At 54.0% G+C, this 18,192-nt stretch carries 20 protein-coding genes, 1 tRNA gene and 3 pseudogenes; 11 read left to right on the top strand and 13 right to left on the bottom strand.

Annotated elements, in window-relative coordinates; translation table 11 throughout:
- Positions 1-30: 30 nt before the first annotated feature.
- From CXF97_RS06950 to CXF97_RS06940, 3 genes are all read right to left on the bottom strand, one after another.
- Positions 31-1,002, bottom strand: coding sequence for a magnesium and cobalt transport protein CorA (locus tag CXF97_RS06950; protein ID WP_101157431.1), 972 nt, complete (start codon positions 1,000-1,002; stop codon positions 31-33).
- Between the two features lie 134 nt (positions 1,003-1,136).
- The gene (locus CXF97_RS06945) at positions 1,137-1,859 is read right to left on the bottom strand and encodes a 1-acyl-sn-glycerol-3-phosphate acyltransferase (RefSeq protein WP_101157429.1); all 723 of its coding nucleotides are present in this window, start codon (positions 1,857-1,859) and stop codon (positions 1,137-1,139) included.
- Between the two features lie 220 nt (positions 1,860-2,079).
- Positions 2,080-2,769 carry a crotonase/enoyl-CoA hydratase family protein gene (locus tag CXF97_RS06940; protein WP_101157427.1) on the bottom strand — a complete coding sequence of 230 codons (690 nt, stop codon included), beginning with the start codon at positions 2,767-2,769 and terminating at the stop codon, positions 2,080-2,082.
- Positions 2,770-3,065: 296 nt separating this feature from the next.
- On the opposite strand from CXF97_RS06940, the gene CXF97_RS06935 reads away from it, so the two are divergent.
- Positions 3,066-3,155: transfer RNA gene (locus CXF97_RS06935), tRNA-Ser, on the top strand.
- A 207-nt stretch (positions 3,156-3,362) separates the two neighbouring features.
- Positions 3,363-3,581, top strand: coding sequence for a hypothetical protein (locus tag CXF97_RS28410; protein WP_101157426.1), 219 nt, complete (start codon positions 3,363-3,365; stop codon positions 3,579-3,581).
- A gap of 134 nt (positions 3,582-3,715) precedes the next feature.
- On the opposite strand, the gene CXF97_RS27940 is transcribed toward CXF97_RS28410, so the two are convergent.
- From CXF97_RS27940 to CXF97_RS06905, 7 genes and pseudogenes are all read right to left on the bottom strand, one after another.
- Positions 3,716-4,378: a hypothetical protein gene (locus CXF97_RS27940; RefSeq protein WP_157830864.1), complete on the bottom strand. Its 663-nt coding sequence runs from the start codon at positions 4,376-4,378 to the stop codon at positions 3,716-3,718.
- A gap of 74 nt (positions 4,379-4,452) precedes the next feature.
- Positions 4,453-5,622 (bottom strand): AAA family ATPase, encoded by a 1,170-nt coding sequence (locus tag CXF97_RS06925; RefSeq protein WP_101157424.1) that lies wholly within the window; start codon positions 5,620-5,622, stop codon positions 4,453-4,455.
- Between the two features lie 244 nt (positions 5,623-5,866).
- Positions 5,867-7,084 (bottom strand): Arm DNA-binding domain-containing protein, encoded by a 1,218-nt coding sequence (locus CXF97_RS06920; RefSeq protein ID WP_101157422.1) that lies wholly within the window; start codon positions 7,082-7,084, stop codon positions 5,867-5,869.
- Positions 7,085-7,190: 106 nt separating this feature from the next.
- Positions 7,191-7,361 carry a hypothetical protein gene (locus tag CXF97_RS28195; RefSeq protein ID WP_178081155.1) on the bottom strand — a complete coding sequence of 57 codons (171 nt, stop codon included), beginning with the start codon at positions 7,359-7,361 and terminating at the stop codon, positions 7,191-7,193.
- Positions 7,351-7,602 (bottom strand): hypothetical protein, encoded by a 252-nt coding sequence (locus CXF97_RS06915; protein ID WP_101157420.1) that lies wholly within the window; start codon positions 7,600-7,602, stop codon positions 7,351-7,353. The genes CXF97_RS28195 and CXF97_RS06915 overlap by 11 nt, the downstream gene beginning before the upstream one ends.
- Positions 7,603-7,664: 62 nt before the next feature.
- On the bottom strand, positions 7,665-7,958 hold the full coding sequence (locus CXF97_RS06910; protein WP_101157418.1) for a hypothetical protein: 294 nt from the start codon (positions 7,956-7,958) through the stop codon (positions 7,665-7,667).
- 15 nt (positions 7,959-7,973) lie between these two features.
- Positions 7,974-9,521 (bottom strand): annotated as a pseudogene (locus tag CXF97_RS06905) (bifunctional DNA primase/helicase); the annotation flags it as partial.
- Here CXF97_RS06905 and CXF97_RS06900 point away from each other — a divergent pair.
- Positions 9,514-10,155 (top strand): annotated as a pseudogene (locus tag CXF97_RS06900) (hypothetical protein); the annotation flags it as partial. The pseudogenes CXF97_RS06905 and CXF97_RS06900 overlap by 8 nt on opposite strands.
- A 123-nt stretch (positions 10,156-10,278) precedes the next feature.
- On the opposite strand, the gene CXF97_RS06895 reads toward CXF97_RS06900, so the two are convergent.
- On the bottom strand, positions 10,279-11,124 hold the full coding sequence (locus CXF97_RS06895; protein WP_157830863.1) for a fimbrial protein: 846 nt from the start codon (positions 11,122-11,124) through the stop codon (positions 10,279-10,281).
- A 512-nt stretch (positions 11,125-11,636) separates the two neighbouring features.
- Between CXF97_RS06895 and CXF97_RS28405 the strand changes: the two are divergent.
- From CXF97_RS28405 to CXF97_RS28190, 8 genes and pseudogenes are all read left to right on the top strand, one after another.
- Positions 11,637-11,849: pseudogene (locus CXF97_RS28405) on the top strand (hypothetical protein); the annotation flags it as partial.
- A gap of 1,297 nt (positions 11,850-13,146) precedes the next feature.
- A complete protein-coding gene (locus CXF97_RS06885) occupies positions 13,147-13,578 on the top strand; it encodes a LexA family transcriptional regulator (protein ID WP_101157414.1) in 432 nt (143 codons plus the stop codon).
- Positions 13,565-14,845: a Y-family DNA polymerase gene (locus CXF97_RS06880; protein WP_101157412.1), complete on the top strand. Its 1,281-nt coding sequence runs from the start codon at positions 13,565-13,567 to the stop codon at positions 14,843-14,845. The genes CXF97_RS06885 and CXF97_RS06880 overlap by 14 nt, the downstream gene beginning before the upstream one ends.
- A 71-nt stretch (positions 14,846-14,916) precedes the next feature.
- The gene (locus CXF97_RS06875) at positions 14,917-15,237 is read left to right on the top strand and encodes a YbjQ family protein (protein WP_101157410.1); all 321 of its coding nucleotides are present in this window, start codon (positions 14,917-14,919) and stop codon (positions 15,235-15,237) included.
- Positions 15,238-15,426: 189 nt separating this feature from the next.
- The gene (locus CXF97_RS06870; protein ID WP_101157408.1) at positions 15,427-15,615 is read left to right on the top strand and encodes a hypothetical protein; all 189 of its coding nucleotides are present in this window, start codon (positions 15,427-15,429) and stop codon (positions 15,613-15,615) included.
- Between the two features lie 306 nt (positions 15,616-15,921).
- A complete protein-coding gene (locus CXF97_RS06865; RefSeq protein ID WP_101157406.1) occupies positions 15,922-16,293 on the top strand; it encodes a bacteriocin in 372 nt (123 codons plus the stop codon).
- Between the two features lie 135 nt (positions 16,294-16,428).
- Positions 16,429-16,848, top strand: coding sequence for a glycine zipper domain-containing protein (locus tag CXF97_RS06860; protein WP_101157404.1), 420 nt, complete (start codon positions 16,429-16,431; stop codon positions 16,846-16,848).
- Positions 16,849-16,967: 119 nt separating this feature from the next.
- A complete protein-coding gene (locus tag CXF97_RS28190) occupies positions 16,968-17,135 on the top strand; it encodes a hypothetical protein (RefSeq protein WP_016773805.1) in 168 nt (55 codons plus the stop codon).
- 73 nt (positions 17,136-17,208) lie between these two features.
- Here the strand turns inward: CXF97_RS28190 and CXF97_RS06855 are convergent, their stop codons facing one another.
- On the bottom strand, positions 17,209-17,637 hold the full coding sequence (locus tag CXF97_RS06855) for a hypothetical protein (protein ID WP_101157402.1): 429 nt from the start codon (positions 17,635-17,637) through the stop codon (positions 17,209-17,211).
- A partial coding sequence (locus CXF97_RS06850) for an RHS repeat-associated core domain-containing protein (protein ID WP_178081154.1) occupies positions 17,634-18,192 on the bottom strand: 559 nt, incomplete at its 5' end. The genes CXF97_RS06850 and CXF97_RS06855, both read right to left, overlap by 4 nt.

The following is an 18,192-nucleotide window of genomic DNA, read 5'->3' as shown; positions in this document are numbered from 1 at the left end:
GGAGTTGCCGAAGGCTGCGATCTTTCTTTTCTACAACCACCCCGACCGCTTGAAGCTCGCCCACAAGCTTACACAACCCACCGCAATAAACCCCAGCACCGCAAAATAACCGTAATGCCAGGTCAACTCCGGCATATTCTCGAAGTTCATCCCGTAAATGCCCGCCACCGCTGTCGGGAATGCCAGAATCGCCGCCCATGCCGCGAACTTGCGCTGCACCACGCTTTGCCGGGAGGCCTCAAGCAGCACACCGATCTCGATGGTCTGGCTGGCAATGTCCGCCAGCGTGCTCAGGTCTTCCATCTGCCGCGTCACGTGGATCTGCACATCGCGAAAATACGGGCGCATGTTCTTGTCGATGAACGGGAAGCTGAGCTTTTGCAGCTCTTCGCCGATTTCCACCATCGGCGCCGCATACCGACGCAAGCGCACCACGTCTCGGCGTAAACCGTGCAGCTTCTGGATGTCTCGCTCATTGAGAGCACTGCACAACACGTTGCGCTCCAGCTCATCGATCTCGGCGTGGATCGCTTCGCCTACCGGCTGATAGTTCTCGATGACGAAATCAAGCAGCGCATACAGAACGAAATCTTCGCCATGCTCGAGCAACAGTGGACGCGCTTCACAGCGTTGGCGCACATGCGCGTAAGACGCGGAGTGGCCGTTGCGCGCAGTGATGATGTAACCCCTGCCGGCGAAGATATGCGTTTCGATGAATTGCAAAACGCCGTTTTCGCGAACCGGTGAGTAGGTGACGATAAACAGAGCGTCACCAAAGGTTTCCAGTTTCGGTCGGCTGTGTTTTTCCAACGCATCTTCAATGGCCAGTTCGTGGAGATTGAACTGGCGTTGCAGGTTGGATAACTCCTGTGCGTCTGGTTCTTCCAGACCAATCCAGACAAAGTGGCCCGGTTTGGCAGCCCAGGCAGCGCCTTCGTCCAGAGAAATATTGGTGACTTTCTTACCCTCGCTGTACACCGCAGCGGCAACAACTCGACCCATGGTGGTAATTCACTTCTTCTTGGCAGATGGCAGGGGGAACAAGGCTTCAGCTTAGCCGTGTCGCTGCTTGAGAGTCAGTGAAACTTGTACAGTTCAGCTGGCAAAAGAAAACCCGCACGGGGCGGGTTTGTTTTTCACGCGGCTTGCAGTTGCCGATCCATCGACTCGATGCACTCGCGCATCTGCTCGCGGCATCGCTCGATGAGCTGGGGCATGTCATCCATGGTCAATCCGACTGTAGGAATCGCTGGCAGCGAGCGTATGAGAACGTTGCCGCTGCGCCAGCGATTCAGGCGCATGTGCTTGACGTAACTGCTCACGCACACTGGAACGATTGGCACGCCGGCAGCAATCGCCATCTGGAACGCGCCTTTCTTGAACGGCAACAACTCTTCTCCGAGGTTGCGCGTGCCTTCCGGAAATACCCAGATCGAGGTGTCTTTGTTCTGCAGGGTGTGGGTGGTCGTCAGCATCGACTGCCGCGCCTTGTGCGCATTGCCACGGTCGATCAACACATTGCCGGCCAGCCAGAACAACTGGCCAAACAAAGGCACCCACTTCAGGCTTTTCTTGCCGATACACACGGTGCGGCGCGGGACTACGTTGCCGAACACGAAAAGATCGTAGTTGGATTGGTGGTTGGCGATGATCACGCAACTGTCAGGCTTGTTCATCAAGCCGTTGACCTCGGACTTGACCCGCAAACGCAAAATGCGCATTGCTGGCAGCGCGTAGAGGCGGGCGCACAGTCGGCTGTTGTCCGGGTTGAACGGGCGGCACAGTCCAAGGATCACGCCCAGTACGCCCGCCAGAATAAAGTGCAGGCCCATCAACAACATACGAAACACGAACAGCATTTTGCAGGCCCACCGGGACAAAAGGTGGCGCAGTGTACGGATGTGCACTGTTTTCGGCAATTGCTGCTATAGAGTCCGGAGATGGCCGATGTTTAAGCGCATGTTTCAGCATTGCTCGTCAGGCGCGTCCTAGAGCTTCTAGCGAATCTTCAACACCCGCTGTAAGAAAAAGCCCGACACGAGGGTCGGGCTTTTCATTAGCACGCGAACCTTGGACGAATCAGCCCAAATGCTGTTGGTCCTGGACGATGGCATCGTCGAGGATTTCCAGCAAATGCTTGCGCACTTTGAGCTTGGTGTTCTTGTGCGCGAGCATGTTGATCTTCTTCAACTGACGCGCGGCAGCCAGAGCGGCGCCCTGTAGTTCTTGCGCAGTCACGACCTTGTCGAGGAAGCCTGCGTCAACGGCACCTTGCGGATCGAACATCTCGCCATTGATTACCGAACGATGGAAAGCCGAACGCCGCAAGCGATCACGTGCCAATTCAATACCGGCGTGGTGCATGGTCATGCCGATCTGCACTTCGTTCAGACCGATGCTGAACGGGCCGTCGACACCGATGCGGTAATCGGCGGACAACAGCAGGAAAGCGCCCTTGGCCACGGCATGTCCCGGACAGGCAACGATCACCGGGAACGGGTGAGAGAGCAGGCGACGGGCGAGTGTAGAACCGGCTGTCACCAGCGCAACGGCCTCTTTCGGCCCTGCCGTCATCACCTTCAGGTCATAACCGCCCGAGAGAATTCCCGGTTGGCCGGTAATGATCACCACGGCCCGATCCGCCACCGCTTGATCCAGCGCCGCGTTAAACGCCGCAATCACATCCGGGGAGATGGCATTTACCTTGCCGTTGTTCAGGGTCAGGGTCGCGATACCGTCTTCGAGGTGGTAGGCAATCAACTCGCTCATGACGCTATTCCTTATTAGAAAGATGGGCAGACGTTACCCACCGCCGCAAGCCAGGTAAAGCGCCGTGACTGACCTGTCAGTCACCGTTTAGCACTTCGGCCAGCGCGGCGCGCCTCTTGCCTTCTATAAAGGAAGCGCGCGGCCTACCCGAGATTGGCGGGTTTGCCATCGTGCTCACAGGCCGAACGTTGGGTGCTCTCTTAAGCGCATGAAAATTCTGAAAAAAAGTTTGCCATCAGAAAAGCTTTCGACTACATTAGCGCGCCTCGACAGACAGAAGATGTCTGCAGAGATACGGTGAAGTGTCCGAGTGGCTTAAGGAGCACGCCTGGAAAGTGTGTATACAGGAAACTGTATCGAGAGTTCGAATCTCTCCTTCACCGCCACATTCAGTAAACGCAAACCCCTGATTTTCCTAGAGAAAGTCGGGGGTTTGTGGTTTTTGACGTTCTAAAAAAAGCCATATGGGACTGATATGGGACTGGTGCGCTATTTTGGTGCGCAAGTAGAGGCTCGCGAGTGGATGACCGACCACCACCACCAGCGATGCGATGAGCTAGGCTTTTTGTAATTCACCTACAAGGACGACTTCGATGCCATCTGACTCACAATCCAACGTCGCTGCAGCAGATGCTCTGACATTGCTCTTGCATAACCAGCATGCCTTGGCCGCGGCGATAGAGGAGGTCACTAAATGGCTTTCAGACAATGGTGTAGAGAACGTTGCCGACAACGCACTCGTCGCCATGGAAACCCTGGATGCAAACGCGAAAGCGCTTACAGACGCGATTATACGACTTCGGAAGTCGTAGAGTTCGTTCTTGGCTTAGCCGTTGAAGATCGTGTTCTATCACGGGTATTGGGCTAATATTGAAGCTAACCGGCTCGTGCTTTTTAGTCGCGTAATCACTATTAAATCATTTGTTCTATCGTGTTTGATGATGGGTTATATTTGTTGTAAAACTTCGGTTAGCCGTCGATGAAATTTGCCAAAGCTTGGCATAACCTCTGAAAGTCTATTGCAATCCAATCTATTGTTCTCTAGCCAAGTTACTAAGCGTTCGTTGGTAGCGTCTCCTTCTAGTATTGCGCTGAGCATCCTCTTTGCAGAATTTGGCGATCGGTCATTTCCAGGAAGCTCTTCCAGTTCAGCGCAATTCTGATACGGATTTTCCTTCGCCGCGCATATAAACCATGATTCTGATTTCGGTTTTGGTACCATTGCTACACCTCTCGTGAAATCGGCGCGTTTGAAGCCTGCCTCAATCGAAGCTCTCTTCTGCGCTCCAATATCGCTAGGGTCACCATTTGTGCCATCAGAATCTCTGAAGAGGACTGCAATAGCGACATCCTGTTCTGACTCTTCTAGTTCTTTGGATATCTCACCGAGCATCCAAGCGTTGAAATAAAAAAAGCCAGTTTCCACACCGTGTTTGCGTCCAGCGAGTACAAACCCTCTTCGCTCTCTTTTCCTAGCTGCAAGGCGTTGAGTTAAGTGGTTTTCGCTGAAGTATCTATAAGTACCAATGTGTGATTCTAGTGGGCTGTACTGCAGTACCTCTTCGATTATGTAGTCGATGACAAAAGTAAGGGGGCCTAATTTGTACATGTCATCCTGACAAAATCCTGCATGATTTATGCATGATCCTAAATCCGTTACACCCTCTCCACTGCACACTACTATCACAAGGCACCTTTCATTGATTTTGAGGTATCGTCCGAATCGAGCTTGGCACATTCAATAGTTAGGTCGGAAAGGCTTGTGTCTACAAAAGCTTCGCCAGGCCCCATTATTTCGAGTTTCTTTGCCATTTTAGGTATGCTGAATAGCGGGCGACTGCGGGTTCCGCCACTAACTGTGCGATATATAAAGTGAACAGACTCTTTGGCCACTTCATCAGAAAGATAGTTTAGTATCATTGGGCTATGTGTAGTAACGATAACCTGTTGTCCGGCGTTTTGTAACACGTGAACAAGTCTTTCCACTATTTCAGGATTTACACCGTTTTCAACTTCATCAAAAAGTAGGGTGGAATTACCTGAGCCTGCCTGTGCGAGAATTGCCAGAATCCTTAGTAGCCCATCATTTACGTGCTTCGCATCAGTTTCAACGATTTCTCCATTGAAACTCTCTATGATTGACAGTTTTTTCCACCCTGCTCTTTCCTGTTTAACTTTGAAGTCGATCACAGAGGGGTAAAATTCACGCAACAGATTTGTGAGCTTCTCTCGTTCCTTACCCTTGATATTATATAAAAATGGAGACAGCTTTTCGCCACCTGTTCCGATGTCTGTTGCAACTTCTCGCAACGAGTATCGCATTAAGTGAGGGGATAGAAGCTCTAAAGATTTTATATTTGAAATTATATCTTTGACTTCAACGATGTCGGGGTGTAGTGCTTCGTCTTTCAGTACTGAAAGAATAGAGCCGGTATAATTAAATTCAACTTTAGAGGGCGGTGCGTCAAGTATGGAGTATTTCCCTCTCAAAAGTTGAAATAAGTTGTCGTCAACGTTGAATACTCTTTCTGTTGTGCATGAAAGAGTGCTTCTGTTGAAGCTTCCCACCCATGAGAGTATGTCGCCGCTCTTGATTTGAACCGTAATGGCGATGATTATGTTTGAGCCAGTACTGAATTTAGAGTGGAGGTCGGAGGCACTCCAACCTCGTTTAGATAGCCAGCTATCCACATCTCCCCGCATCAGATGTGAGGAAAAGTCTAGCAATTGTAGTACGCTGCTCTTGCCGGCACCGTTGAGCCCGACGAGGCAAGTAAAATTACTCAGGCCATCTTTGACTAGATTGAAGTTGGCGAGCGATTTGAAACCGTTAACACTGACGCCTAAGATCATAAAATTCCCAATGCGGTATCCCCTCGACACCGTCTCAATTTTTACAACAAATTCGCTATTTTATGCAATTTCAATTGGGGTTGGATTTGGCCACCCAGCTCGCATTGTCTGTAAATCTTCCAGCAGATCAGTAGGTAAACTCCTCACCGAACTCGTAGCAGCCTCTCAGGTATCTCGTAATCCAAAGCAGGGCCTATGGTACAGAGCCGAGAGACGCGTTTCAGTCTTATCTCGATAAAATAGCTTAGCCGCTCCTAGTTTCTGCGTTGCGGCGTAAGTCGTGCTGTACTGGCGCCGTCTCGATTCCTAATGCAATTTGCAACATCCCAATCACGTCCGGCCCGTCTTCATTGATCCACGTCCCGTAGTGCTGACGGATCATGTTGCCGTTGGTGTGGCCCATCTGTTCGGCGATCCAGTCGATCGACGCCACCCCGGTGGTCAGCAACTGGCTGGCGTAGGTGTGCCGGCATTGTCCCGGCCCCCGATAACGAACGCCGGCGGCGAGCAAGTGCGCCTTGAAGAAACGATCGCGCACCACGAAGTCATTGGCATGCGGCAGCCCGGTTTTGGTGTTGAGGAACACGAAGTGCAGTTTGTGTTTTCGCACCGTCTTGTTGTCCCGCTCAACCACATCCACGGTTTCCGCTTTTCGGTTGCGGTTCAGCGCATCGATCTTGCGCAGGGCGTCCCACGCCGGTGCCAGCAGGCGCACCCGCCGCGTTGATCGACGGGTTTTCGTCACGCGATAAGCGCCGCGCACCTTGGACCGGCGAAAGGTCACCGTGCCTTGCGCCAGGTCGACGTCCTCCCAGGCCAGGGCAATGGTTTCCGATACCCGTGGACCTGCCCACAGCATGAACTGCACCATCAGCAGTTCTTGCGTGCGCTGGGTCGGGGTTTCGAGTATCTGTCGGATTTCGGCGCGGGTGAACGGGTCCGGCGCTTCGGGATCCGGCAGACGCACCATCAACCCTTCGGTCGGGTCGTGCGCGACTTTCATCCGCGTGCGATACAAGCGGAACACCTGGCGCACATTGCTGATGATGTCGCGGATGGTCTTGTTCTTCAGGGTTTTGGACAGCGTGTCCTGAATCCATTCCTGCAGGTCCAGGTGATCGATCTGGTTGATCTGGACCGTGCCCCAGCGCGGGCGCACATGCACTTCGGCCTTGTTGGCGTAACCTCGGTAGCTGGAAGCCGCGACACTGTTGGCCTTGATTTTCAACCACAGATCCAGGTAGTGGCCGAAGGTGTTTTCCACCAATCTGGCCGAATTGGGAAAGTGCCGCGCGTAGTCGAAGGTACCGGTCTGGATCTCGTACTCGATGATCTCGGCCAAGCGCTTGGCCTGGGCCACGGTGGCCGGTGTGTTGCCGCCCGGGAACGTCTCCCGGCATTTCTCCCCGTTGTACTGAAAATAGATCCTCACGGACTTACCGCGAGTTTCAACCCCACTCATGTAAACCCCTAACGCTGTACTCGTATGTCGACAGTCTGACGATCGGAAACAAAAAGGCCCGTTTCCGGGCCAAGTATCTGCGGGTGCGTCTTCTGGTGGACGCGGGCTATGCCTTGGGCTTGGGATGGCGCAGATGAGCGTTCAGCCGCTGACGCCGGCGGCTGCATTTATCGTGATTGCCCTGGGCTCGCCACTTGCCGCACTGATCGCACACGCTGGTGTAATCGATGTTCCAGGGAAAGCGGCGCACCGGTGTTACGGCTGGGTCACTGGACATGGCGTGAGTCTCCCGGTGTGGCGGGGCGGGCGAGTAGCTGACTGATCACGGCGGCATCCGTCGCGCTCAGATCGCCCAAGTGGCTGGCCATCTGGCTCAGGCTTTCCAGGCGCGTGCGGGCCTCGGGGGGTTTGTGCACCAGGTAGCCGATGACGGCGGCGCCGATAATCGCGGTGGCCACCAGGTGCCGCGCCGGTGTGGTAGCCTTCGCGCCGCTGCTGCTGTGGTTCTGTGCTTGCATGGTTAGGGTCCTCAGTTGTAGTCGGGTGTCGAGGAGCTGCAACTCCTCGACACTGTTTTTCCTCAGTCCTTACGTGCCAGGTGGATCACCAGGCCGTCAAAACGCGGCTCATGTTCAACACATGACTGCCATTCCAACACCCGCAAAATCTGTTGCCGGCTGCAGTCGTCCACGAGGATTTCGCGCTGTCCAGCGGCGGCTCGAACTTCCAGCATCTGCAACAAACCGTCCTCTGCGTAAGCACCGGCCTGAATGATCGGCGCGCGTTGTCCCGCCAAATCCAAACGGTCTTGCACCGACTGGAGCTTGTTGGTGTGGCCGTCGCCGGCATTGCCCATAAACACTTGGATCTGCATCGGTCTTGCTCTCCTTTACGCCTTGAATGTCCAGCACTTGACCGTGGTCGGCCGGGGTTGGGAAACAGGGTTGCGGTGATTGAAGGCGGCGCGCACGGCGCTGTGCACGGCCTTATTGCTGTCGAGAAATTTGCGCGAGCGCGACTCCTTAAGCAGGTCGCGCAACGTGGCCACGTCCGCCAGCTTCTGTTTGTGTTCGGCGGCGCGCTCGCAGAATTCGTTGAGGTTGATAGCAATCACCGCCGGGTCACTGCTGTGGTCGACCACCGGGTCTTCGCTCAAGGATTCGAGGTAGTCGTAGACTTCCCAAAATTCGGCGACGGCCGGATGGTCGGAGCTGATAGAGGCCTGGCGCTCAATGGCCATCCGCACGATCTGCCGCTGCGTGGCGGCGACCTGCGGATCACTGAGTTTCAGCACCAGGCGCAGGCCATCCAGCAGCGACAACAATTGCGCGTGGTTCTTGCTGATACGCTCGACCCGGATGTAACCGCGCAGGTCGTAGCCGCAACTGCTGCAGTTGCCTTGCTCGCTCGCATAGGCCGTACCGCAGGCAAAACAGTGCGTGTGCAGGCGGCGCAGCTTGGCTTCGTTTTCGGGCATGCGTTGAGCGAACAGCTCAAGCACAGCGGACTCTTTGCCCACGGCGCGCAACAGGAAGTGACTGAGGGTGGCGCCGTCCAACGCATTCAACTGATCGGCGGCCGTACGGCTTTCCGGCGTAACGATCGGGCGCACAAAGTGCAATTTAACGATGCGCGTCATGATCGCTTCGTGCGCTACCACCGCCGCGTTCTGGCTGATCGCGATCGTTCCGCGAAAGGGCGGTTCATACGTCTCGTTGCCCGCTGTCTTGACGCCTTTGGTGGCCAGCGTGCCGCCGCCGTAGAAGTCTTTCAGCTCGTCCCATTCAAAGGTTTTGGCGTGCGCCCGATCGTCGCAGTGGCGATCGGCCTCAAGAAACACCACCGGCATGCCGGACACCTGCCCCATCAGGCGCGAACGCCCGGCCTTGGTTGATTTCATCGGGTCGAAACCCTCATAACCTTCGCGGCCGAGCAGTTTCCACAGCAGGTTGAGCAGTGTGGTCTTGCCGGCGCCGGCTTCACCAGTGGCTTCCAGGAAGGGGAAGGACTGGTAACGCGCACGGATCTGCTCACAGAACAGCGAGCCGAAGAAGAACACCAGCGCGACGAAGCCCTGGGCGCCGAAACAGGTCCACAGCAACTGTACCCACTTCTCGTTGAAGTCTTTTCCATCGCGCTGCAGCTTGATTGGTACGCCTTTCTGCAGCGTTTTCAGGCGCAGCTTGCCGAACTCGAAATAGTCTTCACTGTTGACCTTGTAGGTGGTGCCGTCCTTGATCGCGAGGTCGCCGTAGACGTAGCAGGCGTATTCCTTGCTGTAGCCGACGTAGTCGATGGTCGACACGGTTTTGATGCCAAACAGCTGATCCTTCATCAACTTGTCGAGCTGCTGGCCGCTGCCGGTGAACATGGCGCCGGCGGCCATGCCGAGCAGGCGTTTCTTGAATTCACTGGCCGCAGACAGCTGACCGCTGGTGCCCAAGGGCGACCAGGTATGGCAGCACAGCGAAGCCGCCCAGCAGCGCGTCGACGCCGATGGCAACTGGCTACGCCAGACCGATGGCAAGATCCGAGATCAGGCGATCGAGCGCGAAGTCGAAGCTCTGGACAACCGCGAGCAGTTCCAGAGCTACACGCAGACGATCGACGACCACTCGACCGAAACTGTGGGTGGTGTGAAAAAGATCGAGGCGCTGGGAGCGCTCAAGCTGATGTCGGGCGGATCCGCGAGCTTGGCGGCAGTGGATGATCTGCACCTAGCGACCGGTCGTGATCTGAACCTGGTTGTCGGAAAGAAGTACAACGCCACTGTGGGAGGCGATATGCAGGAGCGAATTGAAGGGCTGCGCCGAAGCATCGTAGCTAAACAACAGCACCTGATGGCACCGAAGAACTGGATTGGGTCGGAATCGATTAACTTATTTCAGGTTGTTTGCGATGTGCTTAAATTAATTGAGCATATGAATGTGCAAATAGCCATGCATAATCATGGCGTCACGCAAACGCCGAACAATGCGGGCAATTTTACCCTGTATGCATCGCAAGCTTCTACTGGCCTAGTAAAACTCGAAAAAATAACGTTGCAGCCGAAGCCTGCGGTATCGATGTAGTGTGTTTTATTTGTGGATGCACAGTTAAATGCATAATTTTTGAGTCAGCGCTATTAGGCGTAACTCAACGGTTGAAACCAATCAAGCTGCATTGTTTTTTTTGTTAGCTGTAAAGTTTTCCGGTTATAGATATTCAATTGTAAAGTTAAGCTCGGCATTGGCTGTGCCAGGCTTCAAGTCTTCGTTATCGATGTGAAAATATGCGGCCGTCATAGGGATTTCAAAGTTTCCTCCTTTTGAATCATAACCGTCATAAATTTGTTTGGTTGTGCCGTCGATTATGGCTGGCTGGCCATTGGAGTGTTTTATCTGGATGCCAATACCCTTGGCTGTGGAACTGGAATTCAATCTGATGACACCATTTCGATAATCGGCAGTCTCGCCGACTCTCGTGAAGCGATAATTTATTTTATTAAGGCCTGCTGGGCAATTATTCAGTTTTATGCCAAAAGCAACAGGCTCAGAGTGGCTTCCCTGTGCCTTCCCAATGTCGCTGAGCGTGAAGGTGCCCATTCGGACAGTGATATCCGGTGTTTCGCAGGAGGCTGCGACAACATTCATTTCCGTGACGCTTAGGGTTATCGGGTAAAGTTCGCCATCTCTGTAATAACCCAATATTCCGCCGGGGATTCTTGCACCAGCTTTGATGTCTCCGATTTTAACGATATTAAAACCTAGGATCAAATAGTTGAAAGTATAATCGGGGGCGGCATCCTTTGTGATAGCAGGGTATTGTCCAACTCTCTCCTGGTTAGTAGTCCATTCCCACGCCAAGCCTGTATCTCCTATGGGGTAAGTTCCAGAGGTCGCATTCTGTCCTCGTGCGTCCATACTTCCAGCGGAAAAGCTAGTAGTACAACCAAATCGATTTTTTAGCTCTTTCGCAAAACCATCGCCCCCTATGTATATTATCGTACCGTTGGGCGTATTCGCTGGAACAGTAATGCTGGGAGGGAGTTTGGTGCTCATGGTTACTGGGCCGTGCCCCGCAAGGTAAGTGCAGGTAGCATTTGCACAAAGGGGGATCGTAGCAGCAGCTAAAAGTGATACTGTGCGTAGTAGTGTTGATCGCATTTAAAAAAACCTATTCATAATCCTGTTAAATATCTCAAAAAAGCAGAGGCGCGTTGTATACACGTTGATGTAGCGACTTATTGTGAGATTTTTTATGTCTGACGCATGCGTTGCATGTATTTGATTGAGGGTGGGAGATGGCTGTTCCGTTTAAAATAAGAATGGTCTGTATTTTGGTTTTTTGTGTGCACACGCTAATTGCTTTTCAGCCGAGTCGACACCACCTCGACTGCGCATACGCGCAGCCATCGATGTACTCAATACCGCTCAACACGAAGCCGGTTACTACCATGCCTGCCAGCGTCGCATCGAGCAGAGTCGGTTAAGGCTGACTAATCTAGCAACGTCCAGCGAGCTATCCGGAGGATGGACTAATCTTACGAGACCACTTTTTAAGGATGGCCACCATGCTGGATAACTCGGAATGCAAGATCGCCACGGCAGATGCTCTGACGTTGCTTCTACACAATCAGCACGCGCTAGGCGCGGCCATCGAGGAGATCACTAAGTGGCTTTCAGAGAGCGGCGTAGCGGATGTTGCAGGTAACGCATTCGTCGCCATGGAAACCTTGGACGCAAATGCACAAGCGATTACAGACGCGATTATGCGACTACGGCGATGCTCGCGAATCTCTAAGCTCTGCACGCGAAAAGGCTGGAGTCCACGAGACATCAGCCCTGCGAGTGTTCAATCGTTTGCAACGAATCGATCTCTATAAAAAATCGGTGAAAAAGCACTTATCCCCCTCCCGCCGGCGGGCTTTGCGTCCCTTTTTTGTGCAAAGGCCAGAGCGGTGCAATCACCGGCTCTGCCCAGGCCTGCTGCGGGGGCTGGGGGCGTTGCATGGATTGCACGCAGTGCAAGGTTTTGTAAAGAAGTGCAGATCCGTGGCACAGCTTTACGGAGCATCGACGAGTTGGCCAAGGACGTGAGACGCCCGGCGTGCAGGGGCTGCGGCCTGAAAAACCTACTGCACAGAGTATTTTCGTTTTTGGAACTGTTCGCACCACTTGCGAATCCGGCAACGCCCAGTCCGCTGGGAAAGCGGTTGTAAGGCCCGGTCTGCTTGGCTCTGCGGGGTTTTCTGGTATTGCACAGAGTCACCAAGAATTTTCTTGCTATCAGTCCCAAATTCTCATGATGTGAAAAACACGGAAAAGGGACGTCGTCTTGGCCATTTTCAGACGTGGGCTGGGAAAAAGGTAATTTTGGTAAGCGAGGTGTGGATACGCGCTAAAGCCCTTGCCGTGCCTGGCTTTCACTCATTACCTCAAGAGGTAATTTTAGGTAAGAGCTAGGGTAATAATTTCTCAAGTGCCCAGTTTTACTGGGTTTGAGGGCTATAAGGGATTACCCATAGGAAAGGTAATTTTCTAACCTCATACTTACCAAATTATTACCTCTGCATACTTCTCTCTACGCCCCGATTTTCAAGGCTTCCAGAGCTTGCCTCATGCCGCATTACCAAAATTACCTTTTTCCCATGGGTCAACATGAAACGTCGAAACGGGCTTCACATCCGTGTGCTGCAACCTGGTGCGCAAAACCGATGGGACTGACATGGGACTGAGATTAAAAAACTCGCTCCTCTGCAGCCCTTATAAATCGGGGGGGTGTGCTGAAAAGAACGCAAACGGGTAGTTTCGAATCTCTCCTTCACCGCCACATTCAGTAAACGCAAGCCACTGATTTTCCTAGAGAAAGTCGGGGGTTTGTGTTTTTTGGCGTCTGGAAAAAAGGGCAATAACGAACAACTGGGACCGACGATCTGGAATGTATGGCGGCGTGCCTTTCTTTCCGAGAAGTTGTACAAAACCCTGTCACCCGTCGAAATCTCCTACACGCCTCATTGACCCCTTGAACCGTCCCGAGTTTACTGTATGCGCATACAGTAAATTCACTATCAGGTTCGTATCATGAGCGTCACCATCCTCGGCCCTTTGTCTGGCGCAGGCGAAAAGCTTGCGCTGTATTCGTTTCGGATTCCCGCCGGTTTTCCTTCGCCAGCGGCCGATCACATTGAAAAGCACATCTCTCTGGACGAGGTTTTCGACATTCGTGCGCCGCACGTTTATCTGGCGAAGATCGAAGGCGAGAGCATGCAGGACGCGGGGATATTTTGCGGTGATCTGGTGATCGTCAATCGCAGCCTGAATGCCGAGCACGGCGATATCGTGATCGCTGGGCTCAACTCCGAGCCCGTCTGCAAGCGCCTGCACATGCGCGATAACGCCATCATTCTTCTTTCAGCCAACAGTAAATATCCGCCTCGTTACGTGATGGAAGGAGATGAGCTGGTGATCTGGGGCGTGGTGACTTACAGCGTGCGCGACCATGGCAAATCGTGAGCAGGTCTTTGCGCTGATTGATTGCAACAGCTTCTATGCCAGCTGTGAGCGAGTTTTTCGCCCCGATCTGGCGAAGACGCCGATTGTGGTGCTGAGCAATAACGATGGCTGCGTGATTGCGCGCAGCTACGACGCCAAGCCCTTTGTGAAAATGGGCGCGCCGTATTTTCAGATTCGTGATGATCTGCGCCGCCACGGTATCCAAGTGTTCAGCAGCAACTACGCGTTGTACGGCGACATGAGCGAGCGGGTGATGACGATCATCGAATCCATGGTGCCCGCCGTCGAGGTGTACAGCATTGATGAGGCGTTTGCCGATCTCAGCGGCATACCAGGCGACCTGACCTTGTTTGGCCGGACCATCCGCTCTGCTGTCTATAAACGCACCGGCATCCCCGTCGGCGTCGGCATCGCCCCTACGAAAACGCTGGCCAAGCTCGCCAACCACACTGCGAAACGCCTGCAGGCGCACACCGGTGGCGTGGTCGACATCTGCGATCCGGTCAAACGCGACTGGGTGCTGCGCAACACCGATGTCGGCGAAGTGTGGGGCATCGGTCGGCGCATGAAAGCTCATCTTGAGAGCATGCAGATCAGAAGCGCGATGGACCTGGCCAGGGCTGATCCGTGGACACTTCGGCGCAAGTTCAGCGTGGTGATCGAGAAGACCGCGCGCGAACTGGGCGGCACATCGTGTCTGGAACTGTCCGAAACCGAGCCGCCGAAACAGGAAATCTGCAGCAGCCGCATGTTTGGCAACCGTTTGACTACCATCGAACCGATCAAGGAAGCCGTGGCGACTTATGTACATCGAGCGGCGCAAAAGCTGCGGGCACAGAATTCACTGTGCAAAAAGATCCGCGTGAGTATCCGCACGGGCATGTTCAATCCGCAGGAGGCCAAGTACGCCAATGGCGCGCTGATTGAATTGCCTTATCCGACAAACGACGTGCGACTGTTGAGCAAGTTGGCGAGCGAGGCGATTGACCGATTGTTCCGGCCGGGTTTCAAGTACAGCAAGGCTGAGGTGTTATTGATGGATCTTCGGCAGCCCGGAGAGTTTACCGAAGACCTGTTTGCAGATTCTCAACCCCAAGCGGCGCAGAAGGTGATGGGCGTACTGGATCGAATCAATCAGCGATGGGGCCATGGAACGTTGCGCGCGGGAAGTGTGCCAGCCGATCCGGATTGGGGGATGCGACGGGAGATGATGAGTTCGAGTTTTACGACGAAGCTGGATCAATTGTGGGTCGTTAAATGTAATTGAAGCAGCGGGTGCGACGTTTGGTGCCGCGTTACAATCGCCGCTTTCACTTTTGCAGTATAAGGACGGCTTTCATGATCATTTCCTCCACTCATTCCGTCGAGGGGCGGCAGATCACGGCCTATCTGGACATTGTCAGCGCCGAGTCTGTGCAAGGCGTCAACGTGATTCGCGATATGTTCGCCGGCATGCGCGACTTCTTTGGTGGGCGGTCGCAGACGTTGGAGCGGGCTCTTAAAGAGGCCCGCATTCAGGCAACCGACGAACTGAAAGATCGAGCGCGGGCATTGCAGGCTGACGCCGTGGTCGGCGTGGATTTTGAGATCAGCATGCCGGCAGGCAAGGGCGGCATGGTCGTGGTGTTTGTCACCGGAACGGCGGTGAAGCTGCGCTGAGCTTGCCGTCAAGCCAAAGCCGATTTAGCGAGTGAGCGCTGATTGCAGCGCTTGATCCATTCGTCGGTGATCAATGCCGCTGGACGGCAAGTCCAGTAATGACCGGCTAGTCTCAAAAGCGCTGAGGGACGATATTTTCCAGGCAAAACTGTTTTGCCGGTGTCGACCCGGTTGCGTAGGGGAGAGTCTATGTCAGGTCCATTTATCGAAGATGATGGCGCAGAGTTTTCATTCAACAACTGCGTGCGCTGCGGTCAGTCGGAGTATCAGTCGGGTTTTGGCGAAGATCCGGTCAGCATCGGCAAAATCAAATCTATAGCCCCCAAAGGGCCGAAAGCGAAATTTCTGCCCAAGGTCACGGCAAGGACCAGAAAGTGATTTCATCCTGCACCCCGTCTCTGAGCGGGGTTTTTTATGCGCAAGAATGGGAGATGGAATGCAGGGCGGGCGTTGACATTAATGTCGGTTTTTTTTCACAAACTTTTCACGTTGGTCAACGTAGGGTGAAGCCATCCGTTAGAAAGCAAGTCTCCAGCCCGTCTCCCCAGCGGGCTTTTTTTTGCCCGGCATAAAACCTTTTCCCTGATCGCTGTCCAATCGACGCTGTCGCCGGCGTCTGGACTTTCCTGCGCCGCACATAGATCCCGCTCCTTTTCGTCATCCCGTTTATTTGAGGTTTTCGTCATGCGTTTAACACTGCCTGCTCTGGTTCTTGGCCTTCTGGTTGCTCAAGGTGCGATGGCTGCCGGTGATGGCACCGCTGCGCTGGGCGGTGGCCTGGGTGGTGCGCTGGGTAATGTGGTCGGTCAGAAAATGGGCGGCAGCACCGGTGCCGCCATCGGCGCTGGCCTCGCGGGCGCAGCGGGCAGTGCCGTCGCCGCACGCAAGGGCAGCCGTACCAAAGCGGCGATCGGCGGCGGTGTCGGTGCGGCCGGTGGTTCGGTGATCGGCAACAGCCTGGGCGGTCGCAACGGCGCCACCATCGGCGCGGGTCTGGGCGGTGCGGCAGGCGGCGCAGTCGGCAGCAACCTGGGCAAAGGTCACAAGCGCCACTGAGGCTGATTGCCTGTCAGAAAAAGCCCGGCTCGATGTCGGGCTTTTTCATGGCTGAACGTTTTGTCCGAAATCATCTCCAATCTGCATACGCCCCGCTTGGGCGGATTGTCCCGTTTCGGGAACTGCGAGGTTCATATGCGATTGTCATTATCTGCACTGTTTTTTGGCTTGTTCGTGGCGCAAGGCGCGATGGCAGCCGGAGACGGCACCGCTGCCGTAGGCGGTGGTCTCGGCGGTGCGTTGGGTAATGTGGTTGGCGGACAACTCGGCGGCAGCACGGGCGCGGCGGTCGGCGCAGGTGTTGGCGGCGCGGCGGGCAGTGCCGTCGGCGCGAACAAACGCAACCGCACTGAAGCCGCCATTGGTGGCGGTCTGGGCGCAGCAGGCGGCTCGGTCGTCGGCAACAGCATCGGCGGCTCCACCGGCTCCGCCATCGGCGCGGGCCTGGGCGGTGCAGCAGGCGGCGCGGTAGGTAACAATCTTGGCGACGACGACGGCGGATCTCATTCCGGCGGCCACAAGCACAAGAACAAACACAAAAATAAACATCGCTGATTGATCAACGAAAAACCCGGCCTGGTGCCGGGTTTTTCGTGTCTGGCCGTCAGGCAGAGGAACGATTGGCGGCAGGGCTTTTCGAACGTCATACATCCCACACGATCAAGAGGTTCGCCATGACTCCTGAAACCGAAGGCAAAGAAGAGAAGGGCCCGAGTGGACTGCCGTTTATCAATGACCCGGGGAATGAAGATCCGGGCTCGCTGATGGATGATGCGACAGTGCCGTTGAATGATGCGGATGAGGCGGATATGGAGTATGAGGAGGATGGGGATGAGCAGTGAGTGGAGTAGGGTGGCTTGAAAGTTTGGATTTGGTTTTGAGGGCCTGAGTGAGCAGGCCCTTTTTGTGGTGGGTCTAATCGATTTCTTTTGAGTCGGCCAATACATATAGATTGCTTATGGCTGACATTTTTTTTATTTTTTTTAGATTTATATACTCTTCTAATTCTTTTTCGATGTTGTTTTTGTTGCAATATTTTTTATATTTTGATGGTCTCTCGCGAGCGAAGTTGTATAGGCGCCAAACATCAAATCCATTGATTTCACCGTTAGGGCCATAGTCAAAATCTACACTTCCGGTCGATAAATTGATTCGACAGCCAATACCATGCAATTCATATTTAACGCCTCGAGTGACCCTCCCGCATCGCTTTATTGACTCGGTGCGCCAAAGCCTTCGAATATCTCGAGTGCCAAATTTTCTCTCAAATACCAGAGTGCTGGACTCTACCATAGAGATAAAGTCATTTATCAGGATTTCCAAAGTTTCACTTTGTTCACTCATCTTCTTCTGCGATGCTCCAATCTGTCTAAACCTACGTTGTTTGCTGACTTTAGTACATCTTCAATGCTGTTTAGAGTTCTGTCGTATTTTGTGAGATCGGTTATGAGTCTGATTGTCACATTGGTCGAAGTTTGCCGTGCAGCTGCTGCGCGATGGTGTCCGTTCAGAATGTATAAATGGCCGTCATGTTCTATTACGTCGATAGGTTCCACTGAGTCGTACCCGTTACGCATTTGGCTTTTATAGTCCTCGACTGTCTTGGTTGAGGTCTTTCCCTCGATTGTATGTACTCTTTTCAAAGTTTGTGGATCTATATCGTGAGCAATGGCCGGTACATCCGGCTCCCCCTTATCAACTCTAGCCGAGCCAATCCCACCCGGCACCTCACACCCAGGCCTATTCGGCGGCGGGCAATTGGAGTTCAACCCCAACGGATCCACCCACCCCGTCGGGTTCGGCACGTACTGGTATTGATTCAACCCACCCGCGAGCTTCACCGGGTCCGGGGTCAGATACCGCCCCAATCTCGGGTCGTAATACCGATGCCGGTTGTAA

Origin of the sequence: Pseudomonas sp. Choline-02u-1 (assembly GCF_002836515.1) — a bacterium.
Classification (GTDB): Bacteria; Pseudomonadota; Gammaproteobacteria; order Pseudomonadales; family Pseudomonadaceae; genus Aquipseudomonas.
This window is presented reverse-complemented; position numbering and strand designations above follow the sequence as displayed.